The organism is Bacillus sp. FJAT-29790, from assembly GCF_019039215.1.
In the GTDB taxonomy this organism is placed as follows: Bacteria; Bacillota; Bacilli; order Bacillales; family Cytobacillaceae; genus Cytobacillus.
Genome location: NZ_JAHNZZ010000001.1, coordinates 806,772 through 829,165 on the forward strand (window position 1 = coordinate 806,772; position 22,394 = coordinate 829,165).

Below are 22,394 nucleotides of genomic sequence, written 5' to 3' on the forward strand. Positions count from 1 at the left end.
ATTGATTATGAAATTATTTGAATACCAGGCCAAAGACATATTTGAAGAAAGTTCAATTCCTGTCCCAAACAGGATATTAATTAAAAATAATGATGAAGCCGAAAATGCGGTGAATGAAGTGGGTATCCCTTGTGTACTAAAAGCACAGGTCCTTCACGGAGGAAGAGGAAAAGCCGGACTTATTAAGCTTGTATCAGAATTGGATGCAGTACAGGAAAATGCAGACGGAATATTCTCACGGGCGAAAAATATGCCGTACTTATTAATTGAAGAGGCCATCAACATTGAGAAGGAACTGTATGTTTCTATTAGCGCAGATCCCATGACAGGATATGGGATGATAATGGCTTGTGCAGAAGGCGGAATTGATATAGAAGAAATTGCAAGGACGATGCCGGAACAAATCAAAAAGTTGCTTGTGGATCCGTCTGTTGGTCTATTGCCATATCAAGCTAGAAGTCTCCTATATGAGCTAGGCATTCAACAGGAAATGATCGGACAGGGGACGAAAATTCTATTAAACTTATACGATATTTTTCAAAAGTATGAATTGGAATTGGTGGAGATTAACCCTTTGATGATCACTAAGGAAGGGGGGTTCATTGCAGGTGATGGTAAAGTAAGTATTGATGACAATGCATTGTTTAGACACCCGCAGTTTTCAATGACAAGGGAGTATTTTGAAAACGATGCTCAATATGAAGCTGCACAGGAAGGGATTCCTTATCTCCAATTCGACGGCAATATCGGCTTAATGTGTGCTGGAGCCGGATTAACCAACACGGTTTTTGACCTTGTGAATGATTATGGCGGAAGTGTCGCTAATTATCTTGAATTTGGTGGTCCAAATTACCACAAGGCACGAAAGGCCATGGAGATTATGATGAAAAATGACATTAAAGTGATGCTAATTGTCACATTTGGCACGATTGCCAGAGCAGATGTAATGGCGAAAGGGGTCGTTGATGCCATTAAAGAATTAAAGCCCGACTTTCCAATTGTTACGGCGATTCGGGGGACAGGAGAGGAAGAAGCACATGAACTTCTTCGCGGTGCGGGGCTTGATCCGCTAAAAGATACAGAGGAAGCGGTAATCACGGCAATCGCACTGGCTGGAGGTGGAAAGCGATGAGCATTATTTTAGATAGGCGTACGCGAGTATTGGTACAGGGAATTACGGGCAAGGAAGGGGCTTTTTGGACACAGCATATGATTGATTACGGAACCAACGTGGTTGCTGGAGTTACACCGGGCAGAGAAGGACAATATGCAGCAGGGGTCCCCGTTTACCATACGGTCCGCCGTGCAGTAGCTGATATTCCTGTAGATGCCTCACTCCTATTTGTTCCTCCGAGGTTTGCCAAGGATGCACTAATGGAAGCGCTGGATGCGGGAATTAAGAAAGTTGTTATTTTATGTGATGGGATTCCATTGCACGATGCCATGCAAATGAGGAGAGCTGCCCGATTGGCTGGTGCGATGGTGATAGGAGGCAATACATCAGGCATTATTTCAATGGGGCAGGCTATGATGGGATTTTTCCCGTATTGGCTGGATCGTGTTTATCGTCCTGGACGCATAGGAATCATGACAAGGAGCGGTTCTTTAACAAATGAAGTTACCGCAGAGGTCGTTCGTGCAGGTTTTGGCTGCTCATCTTTAATTGGAATCGGGGGAGATCCAGTTCCAATGACCCGATTTGCTGAAGTACTTCCATTATTCGAGGCAGACCCGGACACAGACGCTGTTGTTATGATTGGTGAACTTGGTGGGACGATGGAGGAAGAAGTTGCTGAAGCAATTGAGAATAAAGTCTTCACCAAGCCTTTGGTTGCTTTTCTAGGAGGAAGGACTGCACCAGAAGGGAAAAAGATGGGTCATGCTGGAGCCATCGTAACGGCAGGTAAAGGAACGGTGAAAGATAAAATCGCTGCATTGAAAAAAGCAGGAGCATACGTTGCTGAACGTCCGAGAAATGTCGGTATGCTACTTGAATCCTTTTTGGTCGGCAATAAGCGTTAAAGCCGCTAACTATAAATAATAGGTATTAGTAAAGTCGGATGTAAGCGCTTTATTTATTCTTAAATCATCTTTAAAAACTTAGGCGAAAAGATTATTATTCTGTCTATCAATTTTGAGACCTTACAAAATACTCTGGAAAAATCTTTGGAAAGAGTGGTGTGCTAGATCCCTGCCAAAAAAGAGGCAGGGATCTGAAATAAAACGAATTCTTCATGAAACCAATGTGTGGTGTTGAGGTTTAGGAACATAAACAAGATTTTAGGGAGGCAAGGGGATGAAGAAAAAAATCACTGTTGGTAACAAAGTGTTATTTCTTCTATGTGCTATGTATTTTATCACGTATATTGATAGAGTCAACATTGCCACAGCTGCTCCGTTTATGCAAAAAGATCTTAATCTGTCCACGACCGAAATGGGTCTCATATTGTCAGCCTTCGCTTATCCATATGCTTTTTTGCAGATTTTTGGCGGATGGATCGGAGATAAGGTAGGTCCACGTAAAACATTGACCTTCGTAGGAGCAATTTGGTCAGTGGCAACCATCGTTACAGGAATGGTCACAGGAATGTTCAGTGCCATATTGGCACGAGTTGGGCTTGGTCTTGGAGAAGGAGCCGCATTTCCTACAGCAACGAGAGCGATGGCACAATGGCTGCCCAAAGATAAGTTCGGATACGCCCAGGGGATTGTACATTCGGCTTCCCGGCTTGGAAATGCAGTAGCGCCGCCCCTTATTGCATTATTGATAGTTGCCTATGGCTGGCGTGAATCGTTTGTCATTATGGGTGTCATTAGTCTTGTTTGGATGGTTGTGTGGATGTGGTATTTTCGAGATAACCCGAAAAATCATCCGAAGATGACATCTGAGGAGCTAGAGAAGCTGCCAAGGTATGTGACGAAAAGTGAGAAGAAAAAAATCAAGGTTCCTTGGAAAGCATTATCGAAAAGGATTCTTCCCGTTACCTTTGTAGACTTTTGTTACGGATGGACATTATGGGTGTATTTAACTTGGCTGCCTTCCTTTTTATTCACAGCCTACGGACTGGATATCAAATCTTCAGCGTTGTTTGCGGCGGGTATCCTGATGTCCGGTGTTATCGGTGATACATTGGGAGGTGTGATATCAGACCGAATTTATCGTAAGACGAATAATCTGAAATTGGCACGCCGGTCTTTATTAATCGTTGGTTTATCAGGTTCATTCATCTTCCTTTTACCTACTTTATTTGTACACAATCTGGCGTTTATCGCCATTTCAATGAGCCTTGCCTTCTTTTTCCTAGAACTGTGCAATGCCGTTCTATGGGCGATCCCAATGGATATTGCGCCTAATCATTCAGGAACCGCGAGTGGTATGATGAATACAGGCTTCGGTGTGGCCGGAATGCTGTCACCTGTAGCTTTTGGTTTCTTAATTGCTGTCTCTGGCAACTGGCAAGTACCTTTTATCATGTCTATTGTCTTACTGGTTGCGGGAATTATCGTTACGTTAAGGATTGATCCTTCCAAACAACTAGAAGAAGACACCGATATCCCAATCGATCCATTAAATCCAAATGTGAAAAGTGTATAAGGAAAAATGAAAACCTACTTCCTAGTTAAAAATACTTCGAGTTTGTTTTGGTAAATCCCCAACATTGCAAGGAAGCTATTATCCTCTGCACTTAGTTTATGTTTAATTCTTCAATATTCGATTACAAATTTATAGGATCATTCGGAAAGGGTAAAAGACCACATAAGGAGCGGAAATATAATTTCCTTGCTTACGTGGTCTTTCTTCAATTTAAATAGATTCTTCGATTAAATTGCTAAGTTTCAGTATTCTTTGTAGCTCTTTATTTTCTGTATCATTTAATGAAACCATTGGCAAGCGAACCCCTCCAACGTTTACTCCAAGTATATTTAATGCTCCTTTTACCGGTGATGGGCTTGGGGCAGTAAATAATGCTTTCATAATTGGGAGAAGGGCACGATGTGCAGAGGCCGCATCTTGGAGTTTCCCATTTTTGAAGCTATTGATCATTTCTTGCATTTTATTCCCTATAATATGGGAAGCGACAGAAACAACCCCCGCTCCACCGATAGCTAAAACCGGTATTGTTAATCCATCATCACCACTGTACAGCGTAAAATCATCAGGCGTTTGCCCAATAATTTCTGCCATGGCATCTAAGTCACCGCTTGCTTCCTTAACGGCAACAATATTATTAATCTCTGAAAGCCGAACAATTGTCTCTACTGTCATGTTAACAGCGCTACGTCCTGGAATATTGTAAAGCATGACAGGTAGCTTTGTTGATTCGGCAATCGCTTGAAAATGCTGAAATAATCCTTCTTGGGACGGCTTGTTATAGTATGGGGTAACAAGCATGATTCCATCGACTCCTGCACCCTCAGCAAGTTTAGTTAAACTGATCGAAGCTCTCGTGTTATTCGAGCCAGTCCCAGCGATGACTGGAACTCTTCCATTAACAGCTTCAACAACAAACTTAAATAATTCTACTTTCTCTTCCGTAGTTAGTGTAGGCGACTCTCCTGTTGTGCCAGCCACAACTAGTCCATCAGAACCGTTAGCTATTAAATAGTTTACTAAAGTTCTTGTCGCGTTAAAATCTACCTCCCCATTATGATCAAATGGCGTCACCATTGCGGTTAAAACTTGGCCAAAATACATAATTTCACACCCTTTAAATTATTTTTTGTATAAATTAGAGGTGGTTAAGGCATTCAAAAGTAAACGCAAAAAAGCAACAACGAGGATTCGCTGTTGCAATAGAAACAAATTTATAAAATCGTTCCCGTGCGTGAGATAGCCCTCCATATAGTTTCCTATATGACAATTCTGCATTTATTCAATAACAGAACCAGCTTCAAGATCAATGAGATTCTTTCCACTTCGGCAAATTCCCCTTTTCACAATCGTCATTGGATCTCATTATCCTCACATTGTGTACTAATGGTCTTTGCGCCTCTATCCTCACTTCAAAAGGTATTGAAGTAAGAAAATATATAATTGAGTAAAACTATATCAGAAGATTCTTCTAATTGCAAGGATAATTCAAATTTCCTTCCAAAAAAAAGAAAAATCGATTTAAATGTCATAGGTTAGCTTTTCTTTCGAGGTTTTAAGAACTTAACTTCCTTACTTTGAGATGATTCCAACAAGCATAAAGGACCGGTCCCATGGAAAAAGGCTCGATTGATTAGCAAATAATATTTTACCATATGTATAACGCAAAAGGTACCATGTATGTGTATGCGAATTGGCTTAAGAATGGTATTCTAATAATGTGAATTTAACTTTATTCAGCAGAAGTCTCTAAACGCTATAAGTGGCGAGATGACTGCAAATAGGTATCCAATTCAGTGGGGGTTCAAACTCCGGCTGAATAAAGTTAAGCCTCCGGCGGATGCCTCAGATTTTTTAAAGGAATTTATCGAGCAAGCTAAGGTAAAAATCTGGGCGCAAATACGCCAAGGCGAATTTGATTTATCGTCAAAATAAATGAAAATGTTTAGCACGTTAAGACGAAAAAAAGGAGGCAGTTCAGGGTGAGTGAAACGAACTATTTACAAAGTGATGCGATAGACATGTTAAAGGCTACTAGTCGGACTTTTTATATTCCTATTAGTCTCCTATCGCCGGGATTAAAGGAAGCAGTAACATCTGCTTACTTATGCATGCGAGCAATTGACGAGATTGAAGATCACCCCGGGCTTCAGCTATCATCCAAAAGTGACCTATTGCTTTCGATAAGCCAAATTTTACGAAGACCTTTTGATGAAAATGCGTTAATGGGTATTTTTCAACCATACAAATCCCTACTACCCGAGGTCACATTACGACTCGGTGACTGGATAAAATTTTGCCCGCCAGCAATTTTGGAAAACATCTTAGAATCGACATCTATTATGGCTAAAGGTATGGCGGAGTGGGCTAGCAAAGAGTGGAAAATTAAGGATGAAGAGGATTTAGATCAATATACATTCTATGTTGCAGGCTTAGTTGGAGTCATGCTAACAGATATTTGGAAATGGTATGATCATACGGAAACAGATAAAGAGTTGGCTATCGCATTTGGCCGCGGTTTGCAGTCTGTCAATATTCTCCGCAATCAAATGGAGGACGCAAGTCGGGGGATCAATTTCTTTCCTGATGGGTGGGAATTCGAAGATATGTTAATGTATGCCCGGCGTAACTTAGCATTAGCTGATGAATATGTGAAGGATATTAAAACCGAAACCATCCTTCATTTCTGCAAAATTCCTTTAGCCCTCGCATATGGTACGTTGGATGCGTTAACAGCTGGGAAAGAAAAAATGAGTAGAGCTGCTGTAACTGATGTAGTTAGCCAAATCGTAGGTAAATAAGCTTCAAGATCCAGGAACCCTCTAGAAAACGGAATGGTTCCTGGATCGTAATATATAGGAAGCAGCCATTTTTGTTTTTACAGGAAGTTATACTAGACTTTTGTAAAATCTGTTAAAAATTAAGAGGTTTTTTTATGATGATCATTTATAGGGATTAACGACCCTTTTTTTATCCAGTATAGAAAGCTGTCAATTGGAAATACGCCTCTGCAATCTGGATTGCACATTTGGATAACCACACTTCTTGGCGTAATCTCCAATACCTTTAATTTTTCAGAGTTGCTAATGTTAGGCATAAAGCAGCTTTTCATTTCAAACTCCATATTGATATCTAAATTGATAATAAACACACCCCTAGATTTTTTTCACTTCAACATTAGTTTTTCCTTCCTTATATAATATATCCAAATGTTGGTTGAATAAATAACATCAAGGATAATTAGGAGAGTTTCCTAAGGAAAATCTACCTACCCCTATTTTGTTATAAATACGACTATTGGTGTGTTTTCTTGTTTTAAATCGAATTCTCGTATGATTCATGTATAATAAGAAATTGCGAGATAATAGATTCAGGTTAGGAGGCCATATAATGATGGAATGGACATTAACGATCCTGTTTGCTGCAGCAGTTTTGCTGCTTATTTTGTCGTTTTATAAAACGAAGCAATCATCATCAATAGTAGAGCAACAAATCGATCAACTTACCTTTTCTTTAATGAATGAAGTGAATCAGCTGAAACAGCAAATTCGGCATATTGAGCTAGATGCTGATATTATTGTACAAGAAGCTGGAATACAAGCAGGCGCTTCTGAGCATCGGTTATTATTGCGAGAAATGCTCGATTTACAAAATCGTGGGTACTCATATGAAAGCATTTCAACGAAAAAACAGCTGACTAAGGAAGAAGTAGAACGTTTACTTGCTCCTTACATAAAAACAAAGGAAGAAAGGGGCAAAGTTGCCAATGAAAGCTAAATCTATGCGCAGCTTTGCCGCAGGACTGATTGTCGCGGCAGGTTTATGTGGGTTAGCATACTTTTCGGGTCCTAGTGGTAAGGCGACTACACAGACCTCTGAAAAGCTATCAGTAGCCCAGATGAAAAGCTTGTTAACTTCTAAAGGCTATGTCATACAAACTGAAGAAGAATTGAATGAACAGATATCTGCCGCTGTAGCAGCTAATGTTAACGTAAAAGAAAAGCCAGCGGAAAAACCATCAGCAAATCCATCAGAAAAACCAACGGACAAGATAATTTATCGTACGATGCTAACCGTGTCTTCAGGTATGACAAGCATTGATGTCGGTAAAGCGCTTGAGCGGGCACACATTATTGATAGTGCGAGGGAGTTTTCTAATCAAGTTGAAAAGCGAGGCTTGTCTTCTCGTTTACGCATTGGTACATATGAAATAGAAAGCGAAATGAAAATCGACGAAATTTTATCTACTATTTTTAAATAATTCGTTATAAAGTTGCAGCCGAAATAAGGCTGCATTTTTTTTATCCTAATCACTTCGTGGGAAATCGTGGGAATTATCTAATGTTCTTGAGCCTTAGAGAGGCGGGCTCAGTTAAACTGATAATTAATTGCATATATAATTTGGCACAGTATTGTTGTAAAAATATATTCGGCTATATGATACAATCGTGGTAATTAGATATATGGATTAGATTCCTAGTAAAGCAAGAAATACCCTCACACGATACGGGTGATATTTCCTGTTTTTAAAGTATAAGCTATATTTAGAAGGTTTTTGGGGATGGGGAGTGTAATGGAGTGAAATCAATAACGATTGAAAATTTAGTTCGAACTTTTACGTTAAAAGTATTAGCAGGGGAAAATCAATTGCATCGGGCGGTCACGAAGCCGCAGACATATCGTCCCGGATTAGAATTTATTGGCTACTTTGATTTTTTTCCAATGGAACATGTTCAGGTACTCGGTAAAAAGGAAATTACGTATTTACATAAGTTAAGTGTTAATGAACGAAAATTGCGGATAAGCAATATCGTAAAATACCACCCTCCATGTTTCATCGTAACCGATCGACAGGAAGGGCTGATGTATTTGACCCAATTTTGCAAGGAGGAAGGCATTCCGTTATTACATACACACGAATCCACTTCTGAATTTATTGCGAAACTTAATGCGTATTTGGTAAAAACACTGGCGCCGGAAATCGCGATCCACGGAGTTTGTGTCAATGTATTCGGGATGGGGGTTTTACTACGCGGCAATTCGGGAATTGGCAAAAGCGAAATGGCGCATACGTTAATCGGTCGGGGGCACAGGCTAGTAGCCGACGATATTGTCGTGCTGAAAAAACTCAGTCCCCAAACGCTTCTCGGAACTCATAATGAGACAAACAAAGAATTTCTTGCCTTGCGTAGCATTGGACTCTTAAATGTGGTTCGCCTCTATGGCAGAAAAGCATTTCAGGAAGAGTCACGGATTGCTCTCGATATTGAACTAACAAAATGGGAGGAAAATTGCTTAAATAACGAATTGGAGCTTGAATCTAAATTTACGGAATATATGGGTGTTCGGATTCCTCATATTGAGATTCAGCTTCAGCCAGGCCGAGATGTGGTGGGGCTAATTGAAGCAGCGGCAAATAACTGGTACCTAAAGCAGCAAGGATACAGCGCCGCGGAAGAGTTCATGAAACGGATCGAATCTGAACTCCCGGATACGATCTGAGAATAATTATTGATTCTATTTCATTTTTGAAAAAGTACAAACCATTCCTTTTTTTATAAATTAAACGGAATATTTCTATCGGTGATGTGACCAACATTTATCGCTTTGTTTACATCCGTAAATAGGATCACATCACCCATTCGGCTACATGGTTATGCTTACTAAGTTTAAAAAGTCTAAATTCAGTATTGTAAGATGGTTATACAATGGCAACACTAAAGAATAAATAGCTCAAATTTAATAAAAAATAAACTGGGATTAAAAGGGGTATTTGATATGTCTGAAGAAAAAAGTAAAAACAATACAGAAAACAGCAATATAAAAAAAGCGAACGTCGGTGATATGATCGAAATAAAAAAAGGTGATGAAAAAGGGAAGAAGGGAAAAGTTGTCGTATCAAGGGAAAACTCGGTTATTGTGGAAATTGGGATAAACACGAAAAGGGACGAACCAATCAAAACAGTCGTTAATCATAAAAATTATAAGTTAATTTAGTGAATGAATTTCAATGACTATATTTAATTAGCTCAGATAAAATAAGGCGATTCGTTGACTGAACTAGGAAACAAATGGAAAAACACCTCGTTCTTTAGGAGAAATCACTGCCACAAAGAAGAGGTGTCGTCTTTACAATAGACCAAAATAGCCAAAACGATAATTATGTGGCTCTCACTTTGAAGCTGATTTGGTTACTATTTTACGGAAATTAACAGTCAAATAAGAAAATCCAATTAATCGAAAACCAACTTCAGCAATGGATCGAAAGCTTGCCTAATTATATCAAGGTATTATTTGTCAATTTCAAGTCAGTGAAGTTTGGATAAATAAGGGGATGTGAAATATGATTATTAAACCGCGCATTGAACCAGAAGAATTAAAGATTATGAGATGCTTGCACAGGAGAATGAATTTATCAGTTAAAGATAGGAATAACTATTTTAATCTTGAAAAGGGCTTTGAAGGTGAGCGGAATTTCGATGAATGGCTTAAAAACCTCTCAAATGATTGGATTATTCTAAATGATTTATTGTTTGAGAGTAATAATACGTTATTTCAAATAGATACATTATTAATATCTCCAGAGACGATTTACATGTTTGAAGTGAAAAATTATGAAGGCGATTATTATATCGATGACGATAGATGGTTTACAATATCGGGCTCTGAAATAAAAAATCCATTGCTTCAGTTAAAACGTAGTGAATCCTTACTCAGAAGGCTACTCAATGATCTTGGAATAACAACTCCAATCGAATCCAATTTAGTCTTTGTCAACCCCGACTTTTACTTATATCAAACACCACTAAACATACCAATTATCTTTCCACCCCAGATTTTACGATTTATAAAAAAATTAAACTTGAATTCTTCAAAAATAAGGGATAATCATTTAAATTTCGCTGAAAAAATAGTATCTATTCATATAAAAGAGTCACCTTACACGCGGAGATATGATTATAGCTATGAAAATCTAAAAAAAGGAATTACTTGTGCTACCTGCTACTCAATAATTGATGATATCAATGTGGACATATTAACATGCAATAAGTGCGGATCAAAAGAAGATGTAACATCAGCAGTTTTACGAAGTACGGAGGAGTTTATCCTTCTTTTTCTAAACGAAAAAATCACCACTAAAACTATTCACGAATGGTGTAAGGTGATTAAGTCCAAGAAAACAATACGAAGGATTCTATCGAAAAAATATAATAAAAATGGAAACTGCAGGTATCTTTATTTTGTTAATGCAGCGATTAGTAGTGATTAGGTAAAAGAAGATGTAGTTTCGTACATTAGTAGGTTCGATGTAATTTTTTGGGAATCGTAGAACTTGGAAATGCTTAGAGAGTCATTTAGAACCGCTTGATAACTGGGTATTACTCCCATAGCATAGCGTCCAATAAGCCGTTATACTTGGTAATCGCCTCATCTCTGTCCAATAAAAGTGCTCAATAGGCCCACGAGCTTGGTAAATCTCTCACATTGGTCCAATAGGAGCGTTTAATGAGCCCGCGAACTAGGAAATCTACTTATATTGGTCCAATAGAAGCGTTTAATAGGTCCACGATCTAGGAAATCCCCTCATCTCTGTCCAATAGAAGCGCTTAATGAGCCCGCGAGCTTGGTAAATCTCTTATATTAGTCCAATAGAAGTGCTTTATGGCCTGAGAAAAGGGTATTAAGGGTCAGTCCCCGCGAATTAATGCTATACTCGGCCGAGGGACTGACCCTCTTGCCAGAAAACAAACATCCACTTATCGTGATCGTTTTTTGTTTATAAACTACAGAGGATTTTTTCTGATTATTGTTATTGTTTTAATTTACTAATTCCTGTCTTATTTTATATGAAGTTATTACTATGATTTATTCCCATTGCGCGTCGATTATTTTATTTGGTTTTCTTGGTATATCTGTAGAAATGTCCTTTTGTCTTGCTGCGAGTCATCCTTTTATATGTATTTCAGCAATAGCATCGCTTTGGAATTCTACTAGGGTTTTACAATGTCATTGAAGGAGTATCCAGTTATTTGCTTGCATTGATACCTTCTTATAGAGAAACAATAAAAGCTCATTTCAAAAGTCGACTAAATTACGTAAAGGATTAGCCAAAGCAAAAAAATCTTATATTTTATTTTGGCTAATATTTGAAAAATCACATGCTGCTTACCAGCAAGTACACACCCGTAGAGATGAGAATAACGTATGTGAAAATGCGAAATGTTTTTTGATCAATTCGGAGAAACAGCAATTGTCCTAAATAAAGTCCAAGTAACACAAAAGGGAGTGCGATGGCACTGAAAATCCAAGTCGTTGCTGTTGTGCCGGCCGTAAATGTTTGGGCCAATAGGCTGATCAAATAAATAAACATATTATAAGCTAATGTTGTGGCTCTTAATTTCTCTTTATTTGTATCAGTACCTGAAAAGTATAGGAGAATTGGCGGTCCCGACATGCCGATACTGGAAGTCAAGATCCCCGAGCAACCCCCCACTAAAATATCTCTTGTTTTTGTTTGCTTCACACGAAAATTTTTAATAAGTAGGAATGTTAATATTAACAGCAAAATACCGAGTCCAATTTTTAATAAATCCAAGCGAAGTGTTAAAAAGATAGCAATTCCGGCGGGCAATCCAAGAACACTTCCTACAACAAAATTTTTTAACAAATCGAAATCGATATCTTTCCTTATTTTTGCAATAAACACCACTGATGTAATGAGGGTCAGGATCAAATTGATCTGGATGGCATCCTGTGGATTAAACAACAGCAACAGAAAAGGCGTCGCCAAAATAGAAAAACCAAACCCCGTGCTAGTCTGCAAGATAGATGCTATTAATATAATAATCATGAATAGAATAATTGAATTCATAGTAAACCACCTTTTTAATCACCGGATCATTCAAATAAAGAATAATTAAGTAAATATTTCCATTAACAATTATTTTAACAATTTAGGAGTGACTAACCAATATTTTTATTTGAAGGTAACTAGGGACCGACCGATTATTTTCCTCCATGTGAATAAGAACCCATATATTTGTGGCAGCCTCTTTTATCTCTTTTACCTCCGTTTCTACTACTCTATGTTTGTTAATTAAAGGTATTTCGTGTTTCTTCATTGACACCTTCAGTTTTTTCCTATATTTTAATATGAGTTTGTTTTTAGGAGGAAATATGGAGACTCAGAATCACACACAGGTCAAAATTACAACAGCAGATCCATCAGCACTAGGCTTATTCGGTCTTGCCATGGTAACATTAGTGGCATCATCACAAAAATTAGGGTTAACAGAAGGGCTTTCATTTATCTTGCCATGGGCATTTTTTTTAGGAGGCCTAGCACAATTATATGCTTCTGTTCTTGATGCAAAGCATAATAATATCTTTGGGACAACTGCATTTGGCGCATTTGGACTATTTTGGTTCGGTGTTGGAACAACATGGTTGATCCAGTTAGGATTTTTCGGTGAAACACTCGCTGCGAATGCAGATCCGAAACAGCTTGGATTTGCATTTATCGGGTATTTAATTTTCAGTATCTTTATGACGGTTGGTGCGATGGAAACACATAAGGTATTATTCGTCATCTTCGTCCTTATTGATTTCTTGTTTATTGGTTTATCTTTAAGCTCGTTTAACATTATGCATGATTTTACTCATATGTTAGCTGCAGTAGCAGAGATGTGTATTGCTTTGATGTCTTTCTATGGATCAGCTGCGATCGTGTTGAACACACACTTCGGAAAAGTTGTGCTGCCAATTGGAAAGCCGTTTGGGATTTTAAAAAAATCCAATTAACCTCGATTTTTTAAAGCAGATATTGAAACGTTTATTAATGATTGGATTAAAAAGCCGCTTCCTAGAGCATAATAATTTAATGAAACGGTTTTATGAAGCGATCCCAATAATAAGAGGAAATAGGGTTTTATAAACCTTATTTTCTTTTTTTTATAGGATGTTTTCGCAGACTTCGTTTTTTTTATTGATTTCCAATCTACTTTCAAGTCTAACATTGGAAATTTCTAACACTAAAAAGGGGGCAGTGCGAACAAGAACTCCTAGAAAAGGGAATCCACTACGCCATCTTTAGTGTTAAAAAGTCTATGGGAATGGACTATTTTCCTAATCCAATTTAGGAAGTATGTGAGTACAGCCACCTGGCGAATTAATGCTTTACATGGCCGGGGGACTGATCCCATACTACTGTGTCTTTTTAGTAGGCACCCGTATAATTTACTTTTAATCAGCACTTGTCTATTCAGTTTTATTCTGAGTGCATATGATATTACTACCACGGAGCCCGAAACATCTTTCATTGAAAGTCCAATATATACAAAACTCTGCCGCCATTACATCCGCCGTATTCATACGATCACTTCACTATCTATTGGAATACCCGAAGAAAGAACTAAGTTCTTTTGCGTTAATCGTTGTAATGTTCATTCTACTTATCTTGGTAGGATCTTCTTTCATGGGCTAATAATTATACAGAGCACAGAGCAGATTGGCTTAATATGTCCTTTTGACATATAGACTTCTGAAATGAAGGGAGGATGAATGAAATGTCATTTTTTAGATTTGATCGAAGAGACATCTTTTTTCGTAACCGCTTTAGAAGAAGACGTTTTTTCCCATTTGCATTAAGAAGACGCAGATTCTTTTAAGCTACTGAATTAAACAGTTTTTCCATGGGCCTACGGGCTTTTTTTTGAGAAATATCATTTTCCGTGAAAGTTAGTATGTGACTAGAAGGAAGCTGAATGGCTTACTGATTCAAATAAATGCAAAAGTTCTTTAGCCCAAGGAGATACTTGCTAACGATCAGTTGAGGATGAACAAAACTCCAACTGATGGAAGTTTCGCTTTATGAAATTTTTTCAACCAAACCAAAAATGTAAAAATTGCCAGATGGATATAGGTTCAATAACCATCTGGTAATTTTTCTAATATTTTTTCTATTGGGATGGCAAGCCCTGTGTGATCTTTCGTTGATTTGGCATAGACAACACCAATCACATCTCCCTTTAAACTGATAACAGGACTGCCGCTATTTCCTTTATAGATTGGCGCAGATAGCCTTAATACCCCATTTTTATCGGATCCTTCTAAAATTTTCCCTTCATTCGCAATTTGATTGTGAAAAAGTGGATTCCCAATTACATAAATTTGATCCTGAATATGCCATAAATCAGAATTGCTTAAGGGTAGAAAGGGCAAGTCCCTTCCAGTAATCTGTAAAAAGGCAAGATCTAAATCGGGATCTGCATGAATAATTTTCGCATTTAATAATTCTCCGTGTGGAAAGGCTACCATTATTGGATGCATGTCTTCAACTACATGCTTATTTGTAATGATTAGTCCACTTTCAGAGATATTGAAACCGGTCCCTTTTGAATTCTGATCTTGAATCGTAACCACAGCTTTTTTATATTTTTGGATATCTTCTTGTTTCGAAAGCTCAGCTGACTTTTGTGAAAAATGGATAGAAGGTATATTGAAGACTTGCGGCCAGATTTGAATCATGCTGACAAACAAAGCAAAAGCTAAACCAATCGCAATTGATTTGCTTATAAATGATTTACGTTTATGCTGTCTTTCCTTTAACAACTCATCTTCTTTATTTGGTAAAAAATCTTCCAACGACGGCTCATCAAAATGATCTTCATTTTCGACTTTTTTATAATCCATATGAAAAATCCTCTCATTATGTATGATCGTTTGTTTGTCCATAAATTTACTATACTATTGCTCCCCAAAAATGACCATTATTAAAGAAGGCGAAACAAGTGGGCTAGTGGAAGGTAAAAAAGGAAACTCTGTGCTGATGCCTGTTTTCAAATCCTTTACCGTTGTGAGGTTGCGGGGGCCAGGCATGAATTTCTGATGCGGTTTATGAATCAACTTTATGATATGATAGGATTTTGGAAACTTTTAAAGCCCCATATAAATGGGACAGTCAGACAAGAAGAATGGTTATGGACTAGCCAATAATGTTTTCATTTAATCAAAAGGATTTTGACTTAGAAGGGATTGGATCATTTGAAAAATAGTAAAGCAAAAAATGAGTTACCAGAGAATTATGAGGAATTAAAAAAACATGCTAGCCGAACATCTAATTGGAGAGAACGTTTAGATGCCGTAGATGAGTTAGGGCAGTGGAATAACCCAAAAATAATCGAAATACTAAAACGAATAATGAATAACGATGCCGTGTATAGAGTGCAAGAAGAAGCATATCGAAAGCTGAAAAAATTTGGTGAAGATGTTCAATTACCACCTAGGAAAAAAGGCGAGTTGATTAAAGGTGTAACTAAAATCTTGTTAAGAATCAAGAAGAGTTTGCCGGCAGGCCATAGCTATGAAGAATTCAAAGAGAAATTAAAAAAGATGAGACTTGATGTGTATGATACGTACGAAGGTGATAAGGGCGCTGACTTTGATAAATGGCTTGAAGATATGTGGGCGGTAGAAACGAAAAGGTAGAAAAACTCAAAGTATGTTATTAATTTTTCTAAGTGAACGAAACTGATTGCATTTATTTGCAATCGGTTTTTTTATACCCTCGACGAGTTTACTTATAGCGTATCATTTTTTTAGGATTGATTGATCTTTTTTTTATTCATAAAGGGAGCAGACTGATCAATGTTCTGGCGCAATTAGATAAGAGAAAAAGTAGTAAAGTATACTCATCTGAACTCCAATCTGGATTTAAGAATCACTTTTGAAATTGAAAAGCCAGACACGCTCATTTTACGAATTGTGGACAACATGATGAAACGCTAAATAATCCATGAGAAGGTGAAAATTACCTTCTTTTTTTGACTATTAAATAGGATAAAAGAAGTGTGTTATCTTCCTCGGCGAAATGACAAAACCTTGAGGAGTGACAAGTTTTATAGGATTTGGTATTATTTAACTAGTAAAAAAGTCGTGTTTTAGTATAGGAGCATATAAAATGAAAAAAAGTATACGATTTAAAATAATTTTAATCTTTTCATCCATTGTGATGTTATCATGTTTTGTTATTTCTTATCTTAGTTATCATTCCTCCGTTAATTTAATCGAAGATTCATTAAGCGATATAGCGGGGAATATTGCCAAGCAAGCAGCTGGTGTCATTGATGTAAACAGATATCAAAAAGAAATAACCTTGGATGGTGGAGAAACTAGCTATTATAGAGAATTACGCTTGGAATTGAATGATATTAGAGAAAAAACGGGAATGACTTATTTATATACGATGTCCCGTAAAAAAACTGACAATGGGTATGATTACTATTATATGGTAGATGGCTTGCCTATAGGTGATGAGAATGAATCACAATTAGGAGATAAAGAAGATGCAAATGAGTATCCAAACATTGCAGAGGCTTTTGAAACAGGGAATGTAAAAATTGAAGTGTCAAATTCAGAAGAATATGGCGGTCTCATCACTACATACGTCCCACTAAAGACCGCTTCCGGTGAAGTGATCGGAATTGTCGGGGCAGATTTAGATGCCACTCAAGTCTATGTATCAATGGACTCTTATAAAAATAAGGTCATTAAATCGGCTCTCATTATTCTATTAGTAAGTGGCATCATTGTCTATTTATTTACCCACTATTTAGTTAAGCCATTAAAAGATTTAACCGTACAGGTTTCAAAACTTGGTGATGGAGACCTGACCATTGTGCTTGAGTCAAAGCGAACGGATGAAATAGGTGTTTTAACAACGGCCTTTCAAAAAATGATGAACGATTTAAAGCAAATCATTCAAGGGATCAATAATAATTCGATTAAGTTAGTGAACGCCTCAAATGAACTATTTGTTAGTACGAACGAAGTGAAGGAAGGCAATAACCAGGTTGCCATTGCTATGCATGAATTAGCAGAGGGAGCAGATAGTCAGGCTAGTTCTACAAATCAACTCTTTCAAATAATGAAGGATTTTACGGATCAAGTTCATGAAGCAAGTGATAAAGGGACCGAGCTTTCAGTTACCTCCAATCAAGTAAAAGAATTAACAAACAAAGGTTCTAATTTGATGAATGAATCAGAAAAGCAAATGGAAACCATTTATCAAGGAGTTATGGAATCGATTGAAAAGGTGAAGAGGTTAGATTTACAAACGAGAGAAATTTCAAATTTGGTTCAAGTGATTCAAGAAATTTCTAATCAAACGAATTTACTCGCATTAAACGCAGCGATAGAAGCAGCTCGTGCAGGGGAACATGGGAAAGGCTTTGCTGTTGTAGCAGGGGAAGTTCGTAAATTAGCTGAACAGGTATCGGGATCAATTGGAAATATTATAAAGATTGTTGAAGGTGTGCAAAGGGAATCACATGAAACAGTCATCGCATTACAGTATAGTTATGATCAAGTGGCTGAAGGAACGCAAAAAATAAAAACAACAGGTGAAACATTTAATGAAATCAATGAAGCTGTATTAAATATGCAAATGCAAATTCAGAATATCTCGGGGAATTTAAAAAGGATTTTTACACAAAGTGAAGAAATCAATCATTCGCTAGAAAATGTTGCTTCCATTGCGGAGGAATCGTCTGCAAGAATTGAACAAACATCAGCCTCTATACAACAATCGACGAATGTTATGGGCGAAATTGTAGTCAGTTCTGAATCAGTTACCAAATTAGCTGATGATTTAAAACGCTCTGTTGACCATTTGAAGTTGGAAAGAATATAGTTAAATCAATGAAATACAGCTTCATTATTTGATTTCCATCTTTTTTTCTAACGGACCGGACCAAAACGCTATTTTTAGAGAGCGCCAGTGTACAAAGGCAGAATCCATAAATTGGAGGGTTATGTCCTTTTTGTGGATTTGGCGATTAAATAATAAAATAATTGACTGTATATTTTTTAATTAAGATTAAGCCGAAATATCCCAATTCATGAATGAATCTTGGGTATTTTGGCTTATTAATTTGTTTACATTAGAGGGGAGGGGCTAGCTTATCTAGAATCTTTTTTCCAAATCACATTTTCTTGTTTCTTTTCATTGACTACTAGTTGGAAAATATCTGGTCTTGAGTAATGTCCTACAACATCAAAATCGAATTGGCTCTCAGTAATCTTCTCGAGGTCAATGTCAGCATAAATAATTTTCTCTTCTCCAAATACTGGTTCTACAACATATTCACCTAGAGGATCGACTACACAACTTCCTCCTCTTGTTAATTCATGTAGCAATTTTTCAAATTCATCACGTGAAGTTATTTCTTCTGGATACATATCTTTCGTTGAATATTGATTACACGAGAGAACAAAACATCTCCCTTCGGCTGCGATATGACGTACTGTTGCAAACCATGTATCGCGAGCATCTGCTGTAGGTGCTATATAAATTTGAACACCTTTTGCATACATAGCAGCCCTAGCGAGTGGCATATAATTTTCCCAGCAAATAAGTGAACCAATTTTTCCGTAAGGTGTATCAAACACAGGCAAGGTGCTGCCATCTCCTTCGCCCCAAATAAGTCTTTCTGAACCGGTTGGTTTTAGTTTTCTATGTTTTCCAAGTAGTTCTCCGTTTGGTCCAAAGAATAATGCTGTGCAGTAGAGGGTACCTTGACTATATTCATCATCTTTTTCAATGACACCTAACACGACATAAGATCCGGCTTTTTTGACTGCTTTACCAATTTCTTTTGTTTCTGGCCCCGGTACTTTAATAGAGTTTTTCCAATAATTAAGAAAATCTTTCCTGCCTTCAGCCGATCGACTTCCTACTACTGTGCCAAATGACATTCCTCTCGGATACGCTGGTATGAATGCCTCAGGGAAAACAATGATTTTTGCATTGTTTTCAGCAGCCTCTTCTAACAGTCTAATTGTTTTCTCAATCCCTTTTTCTTTATCCATTACTTCCGCACCAGCTTGAATGACAGCTACTTTAAATTGAGTGATTTTTTCCAATAATATCATCCTTTCAATGAATTATCGTTGTTATGTGAATAATCTATTAACTATAGATAGTAAAATAATAGTGATTCAAAACTTATACAAATGATGATATAGGTTCAAGGAAAGTTATATAGAAACTGAAATAAAGATATTAAAGGATCAAGTGCAAAAGCTTGAATCACAATTTAATGAGATAATGGAGCATTTCTGCCTTATCGAATCACATTTTCATCTTGCAGAGAAACGTCTCCTGCTTCCCAATAAACTTTACTTAATCTATATACTGAGTTTACTAGGCATTAATATTCAGATGGTATGATTGGTTTAGAAACGAAGGAGGAGGTAGAATAAATGAATGTGCGTGCAATATTTATTGATATGGATGGTACATTACTTAAAGCCTCAAACTACATTTCCCGCCGAAATATGGATGCTATTTATAGGCTCATTAATCAAGGAGTAAAGGTTTTTCTAGCCACTGGTCGACACTATGAAGTAACCGCTCCGTACCATAAGGAAATTGGATTAGGAACACCGATGATCTGTTTGAATGGTGCCGCTATTCACGATGCAGAGACAGGAAAAGTTATGCAAATGGAAACCGTCCGATTGAACGAAGAACGATTTCACAATCTGACCGCTGAAAGTCCATATAATGTTATTATCCATACAGCAAATGGGCTTTATTGTAAGGAAACAAATGAAGAAATCGATTATTGGACAAAAGTTGGGCAAATTCCGCCACGGTATATTGGAGATTTAAGGCAGGCAAATTATCAAGATGTTCTTAAATATAGTGTTCGAACAGGTGCACCAAGTCCTGAATTATCCGCTTTGTTTAAAAAGGAAGCACAAGTCATCGATTGGAATGACGGGTTTGAGATGGTTGCTCCTAATATTTCCAAATGGTCTGCTATTAAAAGCTTACTTACCGAATTTCGAATTAGTCCAAATGAAGTCGTAGCCATTGGAGACGGACCTAATGATCTAGAGATGCTTCGTCATGTCGGTACTGGTGTGGCAATGGGGAACGCTAGCGAAAAGATTAAAGCGGCAGCTGATTTTGTTACAGGTCACCACGAGAATGATGGATTAGCTGAGTTTATAGAACGTTATCTACTTAAAACATATGAATCATATGCGATTTAGAGTTTTTTATAAGCAATATTTTTTAAACAGAATAGTATATCTTCATTAGAACATTTTCATTCATGTGTTCTTTTTTTTTATATCAACCTTCCCACAATTTACTAATTACCCCCAATTTTTGATATTTTCCCCTTTAATGCAATAAAAAATAGCTTCTATAATGCTCAAAAAGAGCAAATTTCATACTAAAGTTATTCAACAATCTAAGAAAACAAATTTCAGGATAGTCTCATAATCCTTGGGAGACATAATAAGACGCTTTCCCTTTTCCGGAAAATCGTCCATTAATGGAATAACTAACAGATAGACTCAGTCCTAAAATCACTTAATTTTTCTTCAACAGACGCACTCTGTTAGTTAAAGAAGTTTATTTAAATCGATTGATTGAAAAAGGAGAAATGTTTTGTTCAGTCTTCCCTGAAATAATCAATTCACTTAAAATTTGTCCTACTACACTGCTAAATTTAAAGCCATGTCCTGAAAAGCCTGATGCAATGACGACGTTTGAATAGTTAGGATGCAAATCGATAATGAAATCTTCATCAGGAGTAAGTGTATACAAACAGGTTTTACCGTACTTCAATTGTTGTGTAGAAGGCATATAGTGATGTAAAAATTGTCTTAAATCTGTCGTGTCTTCCTCAAGTTCACCAAATCCAGGGATGGCTTCATCTGGATTGATTGTCTCTCCTCCATCATGTCGGCCGACTTTTAATCCGGAACCATTGATGCTTGGAAAACCATAATATTGTCCTTGAGTTGTCTCAAACGAAAAGGCAGGGAAATTCTTATAATTATACAAATCTTCATTGGCATCAAACCAAGCAAATGTTTTTCTTACTGGGTTTAGAGGAAGATTTAAATCCAAATCAGAAAGGAGACTTCCTGACCATGCTCCTGCTGTAACGACTAACGCATCAGCGTTAAAAGTTTGATCCTCAATTTTGACGATAACTCTTTTATCATTAACTGATAATTCTTTCACTTTGCTATTGGATAAGATGGTAGCTCCGTATCGCTCAGCAAGTTCTCGATAGGCTTTAATGCATTCCTCACAATTCAGCACTCCTGATGTGGGTTCAAAGCACCCAATATACTCGTCCGGTAAAGTGATGCCCGGCCAACGCTTATTTACTTCACTTGAATTTAAAACCTCAAGTGGTAATGAATAGGTTTTTGAACTTGAGATGATGTTCTGGATAAAATTCGTCTTTTCATGGCCCACGTTTAGAACCCCGGTTTGGAGAAACAATTGTTTTCCCGTCACTTTCTCTAAGTCGTTCCATAATTCTTGAGCCTTGAGCGCCAACGGAACGTATTCTTCACCTTCACCATACGCATGCCGAATGATTCTCGTGTCTCCATGATGACTCCCTTTGTTATGAGGCGGGTTAAAGGAATCTACTAATAAAGTTTTTTTCCTACTCTTTGATAAAAAGTAACCTGCCGCCATCCCCATCGAACCTGCTCCAATTACAATTACGTCATAATGCATATTACGTTACCCCCTTTGTAAATAAATCCCCCTACAACTAAAGTCTTAAGTATTGGCTATTATTCTCCTATTTCAGCAATATTCTAACACTGAATAATCACGCTAACCAGCTTCGTTTAGCTTAAGGACAAACTTTTACAATATAAACGCGATTGATATCCAATTTTCTTTTAAATTGCACCTCCATAATCTGGCCCGATCGTAATATAAGGTTAGCCAGATTTTTCTGGTTGACCTTTTTCTTTATGG

The 22,394-nt window shown here is 37.3% G+C and carries 19 protein-coding genes, 1 pseudogene and 1 riboswitch; of the genes and pseudogenes, 15 read left to right on the forward strand and 5 right to left on the reverse strand.

Annotation, left to right across the window (positions count from 1 at the left end):
- The first annotated feature begins 7 nt into the window (after positions 1 to 7).
- The 3 genes from BGM26_RS03790 (at position 8) to BGM26_RS03800 (ending at position 3,595) form a co-directional block, all read left to right on the forward strand.
- Positions 8 to 1,132 (forward strand): succinate--CoA ligase subunit beta, encoded by a 1,125-nt coding sequence (locus BGM26_RS03790; RefSeq protein ID WP_217038408.1) that lies wholly within the window; start codon positions 8 to 10, stop codon positions 1,130 to 1,132.
- A complete protein-coding gene (sucD, locus tag BGM26_RS03795; protein WP_217038409.1) occupies positions 1,129 to 2,022 on the forward strand; it encodes a succinate--CoA ligase subunit alpha in 894 nt (297 codons plus the stop codon). The genes BGM26_RS03790 and sucD overlap by 4 nt, the downstream gene beginning before the upstream one ends.
- Positions 2,023 to 2,296: 274 nt before the next feature.
- Positions 2,297 to 3,595, forward strand: coding sequence for an MFS transporter (locus BGM26_RS03800; protein ID WP_217038410.1), 1,299 nt, complete (start codon positions 2,297 to 2,299; stop codon positions 3,593 to 3,595).
- 210 nt (positions 3,596 to 3,805) lie between these two features.
- Here the strand turns inward: BGM26_RS03800 and dapA are convergent, their stop codons facing one another.
- Complete coding sequence (dapA, locus tag BGM26_RS03805) at positions 3,806 to 4,696, reverse strand: 4-hydroxy-tetrahydrodipicolinate synthase (protein WP_217038411.1); 891 nt, start codon at positions 4,694 to 4,696, stop codon at positions 3,806 to 3,808.
- A 128-nt stretch (positions 4,697 to 4,824) separates the two neighbouring features.
- Positions 4,825 to 5,004, reverse strand: a riboswitch (Lysine riboswitch).
- A gap of 570 nt (positions 5,005 to 5,574) precedes the next feature.
- Between dapA and BGM26_RS03810 the strand changes: the two genes are divergently transcribed.
- From BGM26_RS03810 to BGM26_RS03835, 6 genes are all read left to right on the forward strand, one after another.
- Positions 5,575 to 6,393: a squalene/phytoene synthase family protein gene (locus tag BGM26_RS03810; RefSeq protein WP_217038412.1), complete on the forward strand. Its 819-nt coding sequence runs from the start codon at positions 5,575 to 5,577 to the stop codon at positions 6,391 to 6,393.
- A gap of 589 nt (positions 6,394 to 6,982) precedes the next feature.
- On the forward strand, positions 6,983 to 7,369 hold the full coding sequence (locus tag BGM26_RS03815) for a hypothetical protein (RefSeq protein WP_254118970.1): 387 nt from the start codon (positions 6,983 to 6,985) through the stop codon (positions 7,367 to 7,369).
- Positions 7,359 to 7,853, forward strand: a complete 495-nt coding sequence (locus tag BGM26_RS03820) for a hypothetical protein (RefSeq protein WP_217038413.1) — start codon at positions 7,359 to 7,361, stop codon at positions 7,851 to 7,853. Before BGM26_RS03815 ends, BGM26_RS03820 begins: the two co-directional genes overlap by 11 nt.
- A 317-nt stretch (positions 7,854 to 8,170) precedes the next feature.
- Positions 8,171 to 9,094 carry an HPr(Ser) kinase/phosphatase gene (hprK, locus tag BGM26_RS03825; RefSeq protein WP_217038414.1) on the forward strand — a complete coding sequence of 308 codons (924 nt, stop codon included), beginning with the start codon at positions 8,171 to 8,173 and terminating at the stop codon, positions 9,092 to 9,094.
- Between the two features lie 276 nt (positions 9,095 to 9,370).
- Positions 9,371 to 9,589 (forward strand): DUF2187 family protein, encoded by a 219-nt coding sequence (locus tag BGM26_RS03830; protein ID WP_217038415.1) that lies wholly within the window; start codon positions 9,371 to 9,373, stop codon positions 9,587 to 9,589.
- 346 nt (positions 9,590 to 9,935) lie between these two features.
- Positions 9,936 to 10,862 carry a nuclease-related domain-containing protein gene (locus BGM26_RS03835; protein ID WP_217038416.1) on the forward strand — a complete coding sequence of 309 codons (927 nt, stop codon included), beginning with the start codon at positions 9,936 to 9,938 and terminating at the stop codon, positions 10,860 to 10,862.
- An 885-nt stretch (positions 10,863 to 11,747) separates the two neighbouring features.
- Here BGM26_RS03835 and BGM26_RS03840 read toward each other — a convergent pair.
- Entirely contained in the window at positions 11,748 to 12,464 is a 717-nt protein-coding gene (locus BGM26_RS03840) for a sulfite exporter TauE/SafE family protein (protein ID WP_217038417.1), read from the reverse strand.
- A 305-nt stretch (positions 12,465 to 12,769) separates the two neighbouring features.
- Between BGM26_RS03840 and BGM26_RS03845 the strand changes: the two genes are divergently transcribed.
- Together BGM26_RS03845 and BGM26_RS21350 are read left to right on the forward strand one after the other, a co-directional pair.
- Positions 12,770 to 13,393, forward strand: a complete 624-nt coding sequence (locus BGM26_RS03845; protein WP_217038418.1) for an acetate uptake transporter — start codon at positions 12,770 to 12,772, stop codon at positions 13,391 to 13,393.
- A gap of 589 nt (positions 13,394 to 13,982) precedes the next feature.
- A complete protein-coding gene (locus tag BGM26_RS21350) occupies positions 13,983 to 14,075 on the forward strand; it encodes a YjcZ family sporulation protein (RefSeq protein WP_254119383.1) in 93 nt (30 codons plus the stop codon).
- A 440-nt stretch (positions 14,076 to 14,515) separates the two neighbouring features.
- On the opposite strand, the gene BGM26_RS03855 is transcribed toward BGM26_RS21350, so the two are convergent.
- Complete coding sequence (locus BGM26_RS03855) at positions 14,516 to 15,283, reverse strand: S1C family serine protease (RefSeq protein WP_217038420.1); 768 nt, start codon at positions 15,281 to 15,283, stop codon at positions 14,516 to 14,518.
- Between the two features lie 351 nt (positions 15,284 to 15,634).
- Between BGM26_RS03855 and BGM26_RS03860 the strand changes: the two genes are divergently transcribed.
- The 3 genes and pseudogenes from BGM26_RS03860 (at position 15,635) to BGM26_RS21885 (ending at position 18,281) form a co-directional block, all read left to right on the forward strand.
- Positions 15,635 to 16,078, forward strand: a complete 444-nt coding sequence (locus BGM26_RS03860) for a HEAT repeat domain-containing protein (RefSeq protein ID WP_217038421.1) — start codon at positions 15,635 to 15,637, stop codon at positions 16,076 to 16,078.
- A 1,036-nt stretch (positions 16,079 to 17,114) separates the two neighbouring features.
- Positions 17,115 to 17,330: pseudogene (locus BGM26_RS21880) on the forward strand (HAMP domain-containing protein); the annotation flags it as partial.
- A 123-nt stretch (positions 17,331 to 17,453) separates the two neighbouring features.
- Complete coding sequence (locus BGM26_RS21885; protein ID WP_483297790.1) at positions 17,454 to 18,281, forward strand: methyl-accepting chemotaxis protein; 828 nt, start codon at positions 17,454 to 17,456, stop codon at positions 18,279 to 18,281.
- Between the two features lie 269 nt (positions 18,282 to 18,550).
- Here BGM26_RS21885 and BGM26_RS03870 read toward each other — a convergent pair whose 3' ends face one another.
- Positions 18,551 to 19,522, reverse strand: a complete 972-nt coding sequence (locus tag BGM26_RS03870) for a carbon-nitrogen hydrolase family protein (RefSeq protein ID WP_217038423.1) — start codon at positions 19,520 to 19,522, stop codon at positions 18,551 to 18,553.
- A 330-nt stretch (positions 19,523 to 19,852) separates the two neighbouring features.
- Between BGM26_RS03870 and BGM26_RS03875 the strand changes: the two genes are divergently transcribed.
- A complete protein-coding gene (locus tag BGM26_RS03875; protein WP_217038424.1) occupies positions 19,853 to 20,650 on the forward strand; it encodes an HAD family hydrolase in 798 nt (265 codons plus the stop codon).
- Positions 20,651 to 21,017: 367 nt separating this feature from the next.
- On the opposite strand, the gene solA is transcribed toward BGM26_RS03875, so the two are convergent.
- Positions 21,018 to 22,145, reverse strand: a complete 1,128-nt coding sequence (solA, locus tag BGM26_RS03880; protein WP_217038425.1) for an N-methyl-L-tryptophan oxidase — start codon at positions 22,143 to 22,145, stop codon at positions 21,018 to 21,020.
- Positions 22,146 to 22,394 lie beyond the last annotated feature (249 nt).

What these genes read in the sequence shown, in the direction of transcription:
- BGM26_RS21885 (WP_483297790.1), top strand. Translation starts at nt 17,454, where the DNA reads ATGCATGAATTAGCAGAGGGAGCAGATAGTCAGGCTAGTTCTACAAAT.
- BGM26_RS03835 (WP_217038416.1), top strand. Translation starts at nt 9,936, where the DNA reads ATGATTATTAAACCGCGCATTGAACCAGAAGAATTAAAGATTATGAGA.
- solA (WP_217038425.1), bottom strand. Translation starts at nt 22,145, where the DNA reads ATGCATTATGACGTAATTGTAATTGGAGCAGGTTCGATGGGGATGGCG.
- BGM26_RS03790 (WP_217038408.1), top strand. Translation starts at nt 8, where the DNA reads ATGAAATTATTTGAATACCAGGCCAAAGACATATTTGAAGAAAGTTCA.
- dapA (WP_217038411.1), bottom strand. Translation starts at nt 4,696, where the DNA reads ATGTATTTTGGCCAAGTTTTAACCGCAATGGTGACGCCATTTGATCAT.
- BGM26_RS03800 (WP_217038410.1), top strand. Translation starts at nt 2,297, where the DNA reads ATGAAGAAAAAAATCACTGTTGGTAACAAAGTGTTATTTCTTCTATGT.
- sucD (WP_217038409.1), top strand. Translation starts at nt 1,129, where the DNA reads ATGAGCATTATTTTAGATAGGCGTACGCGAGTATTGGTACAGGGAATT.
- BGM26_RS03845 (WP_217038418.1), top strand. Translation starts at nt 12,770, where the DNA reads ATGGAGACTCAGAATCACACACAGGTCAAAATTACAACAGCAGATCCA.
- BGM26_RS03875 (WP_217038424.1), top strand. Translation starts at nt 19,853, where the DNA reads ATGAATGTGCGTGCAATATTTATTGATATGGATGGTACATTACTTAAA.
- BGM26_RS03840 (WP_217038417.1), bottom strand. Translation starts at nt 12,464, where the DNA reads ATGAATTCAATTATTCTATTCATGATTATTATATTAATAGCATCTATC.
- BGM26_RS03830 (WP_217038415.1), top strand. Translation starts at nt 9,371, where the DNA reads ATGTCTGAAGAAAAAAGTAAAAACAATACAGAAAACAGCAATATAAAA.
- BGM26_RS03820 (WP_217038413.1), top strand. Translation starts at nt 7,359, where the DNA reads ATGAAAGCTAAATCTATGCGCAGCTTTGCCGCAGGACTGATTGTCGCG.
- BGM26_RS03870 (WP_217038423.1), bottom strand. Translation starts at nt 19,522, where the DNA reads ATGATATTATTGGAAAAAATCACTCAATTTAAAGTAGCTGTCATTCAA.
- BGM26_RS03855 (WP_217038420.1), bottom strand. Translation starts at nt 15,283, where the DNA reads ATGGATTATAAAAAAGTCGAAAATGAAGATCATTTTGATGAGCCGTCG.
- BGM26_RS03815 (WP_254118970.1), top strand. Translation starts at nt 6,983, where the DNA reads ATGATGGAATGGACATTAACGATCCTGTTTGCTGCAGCAGTTTTGCTG.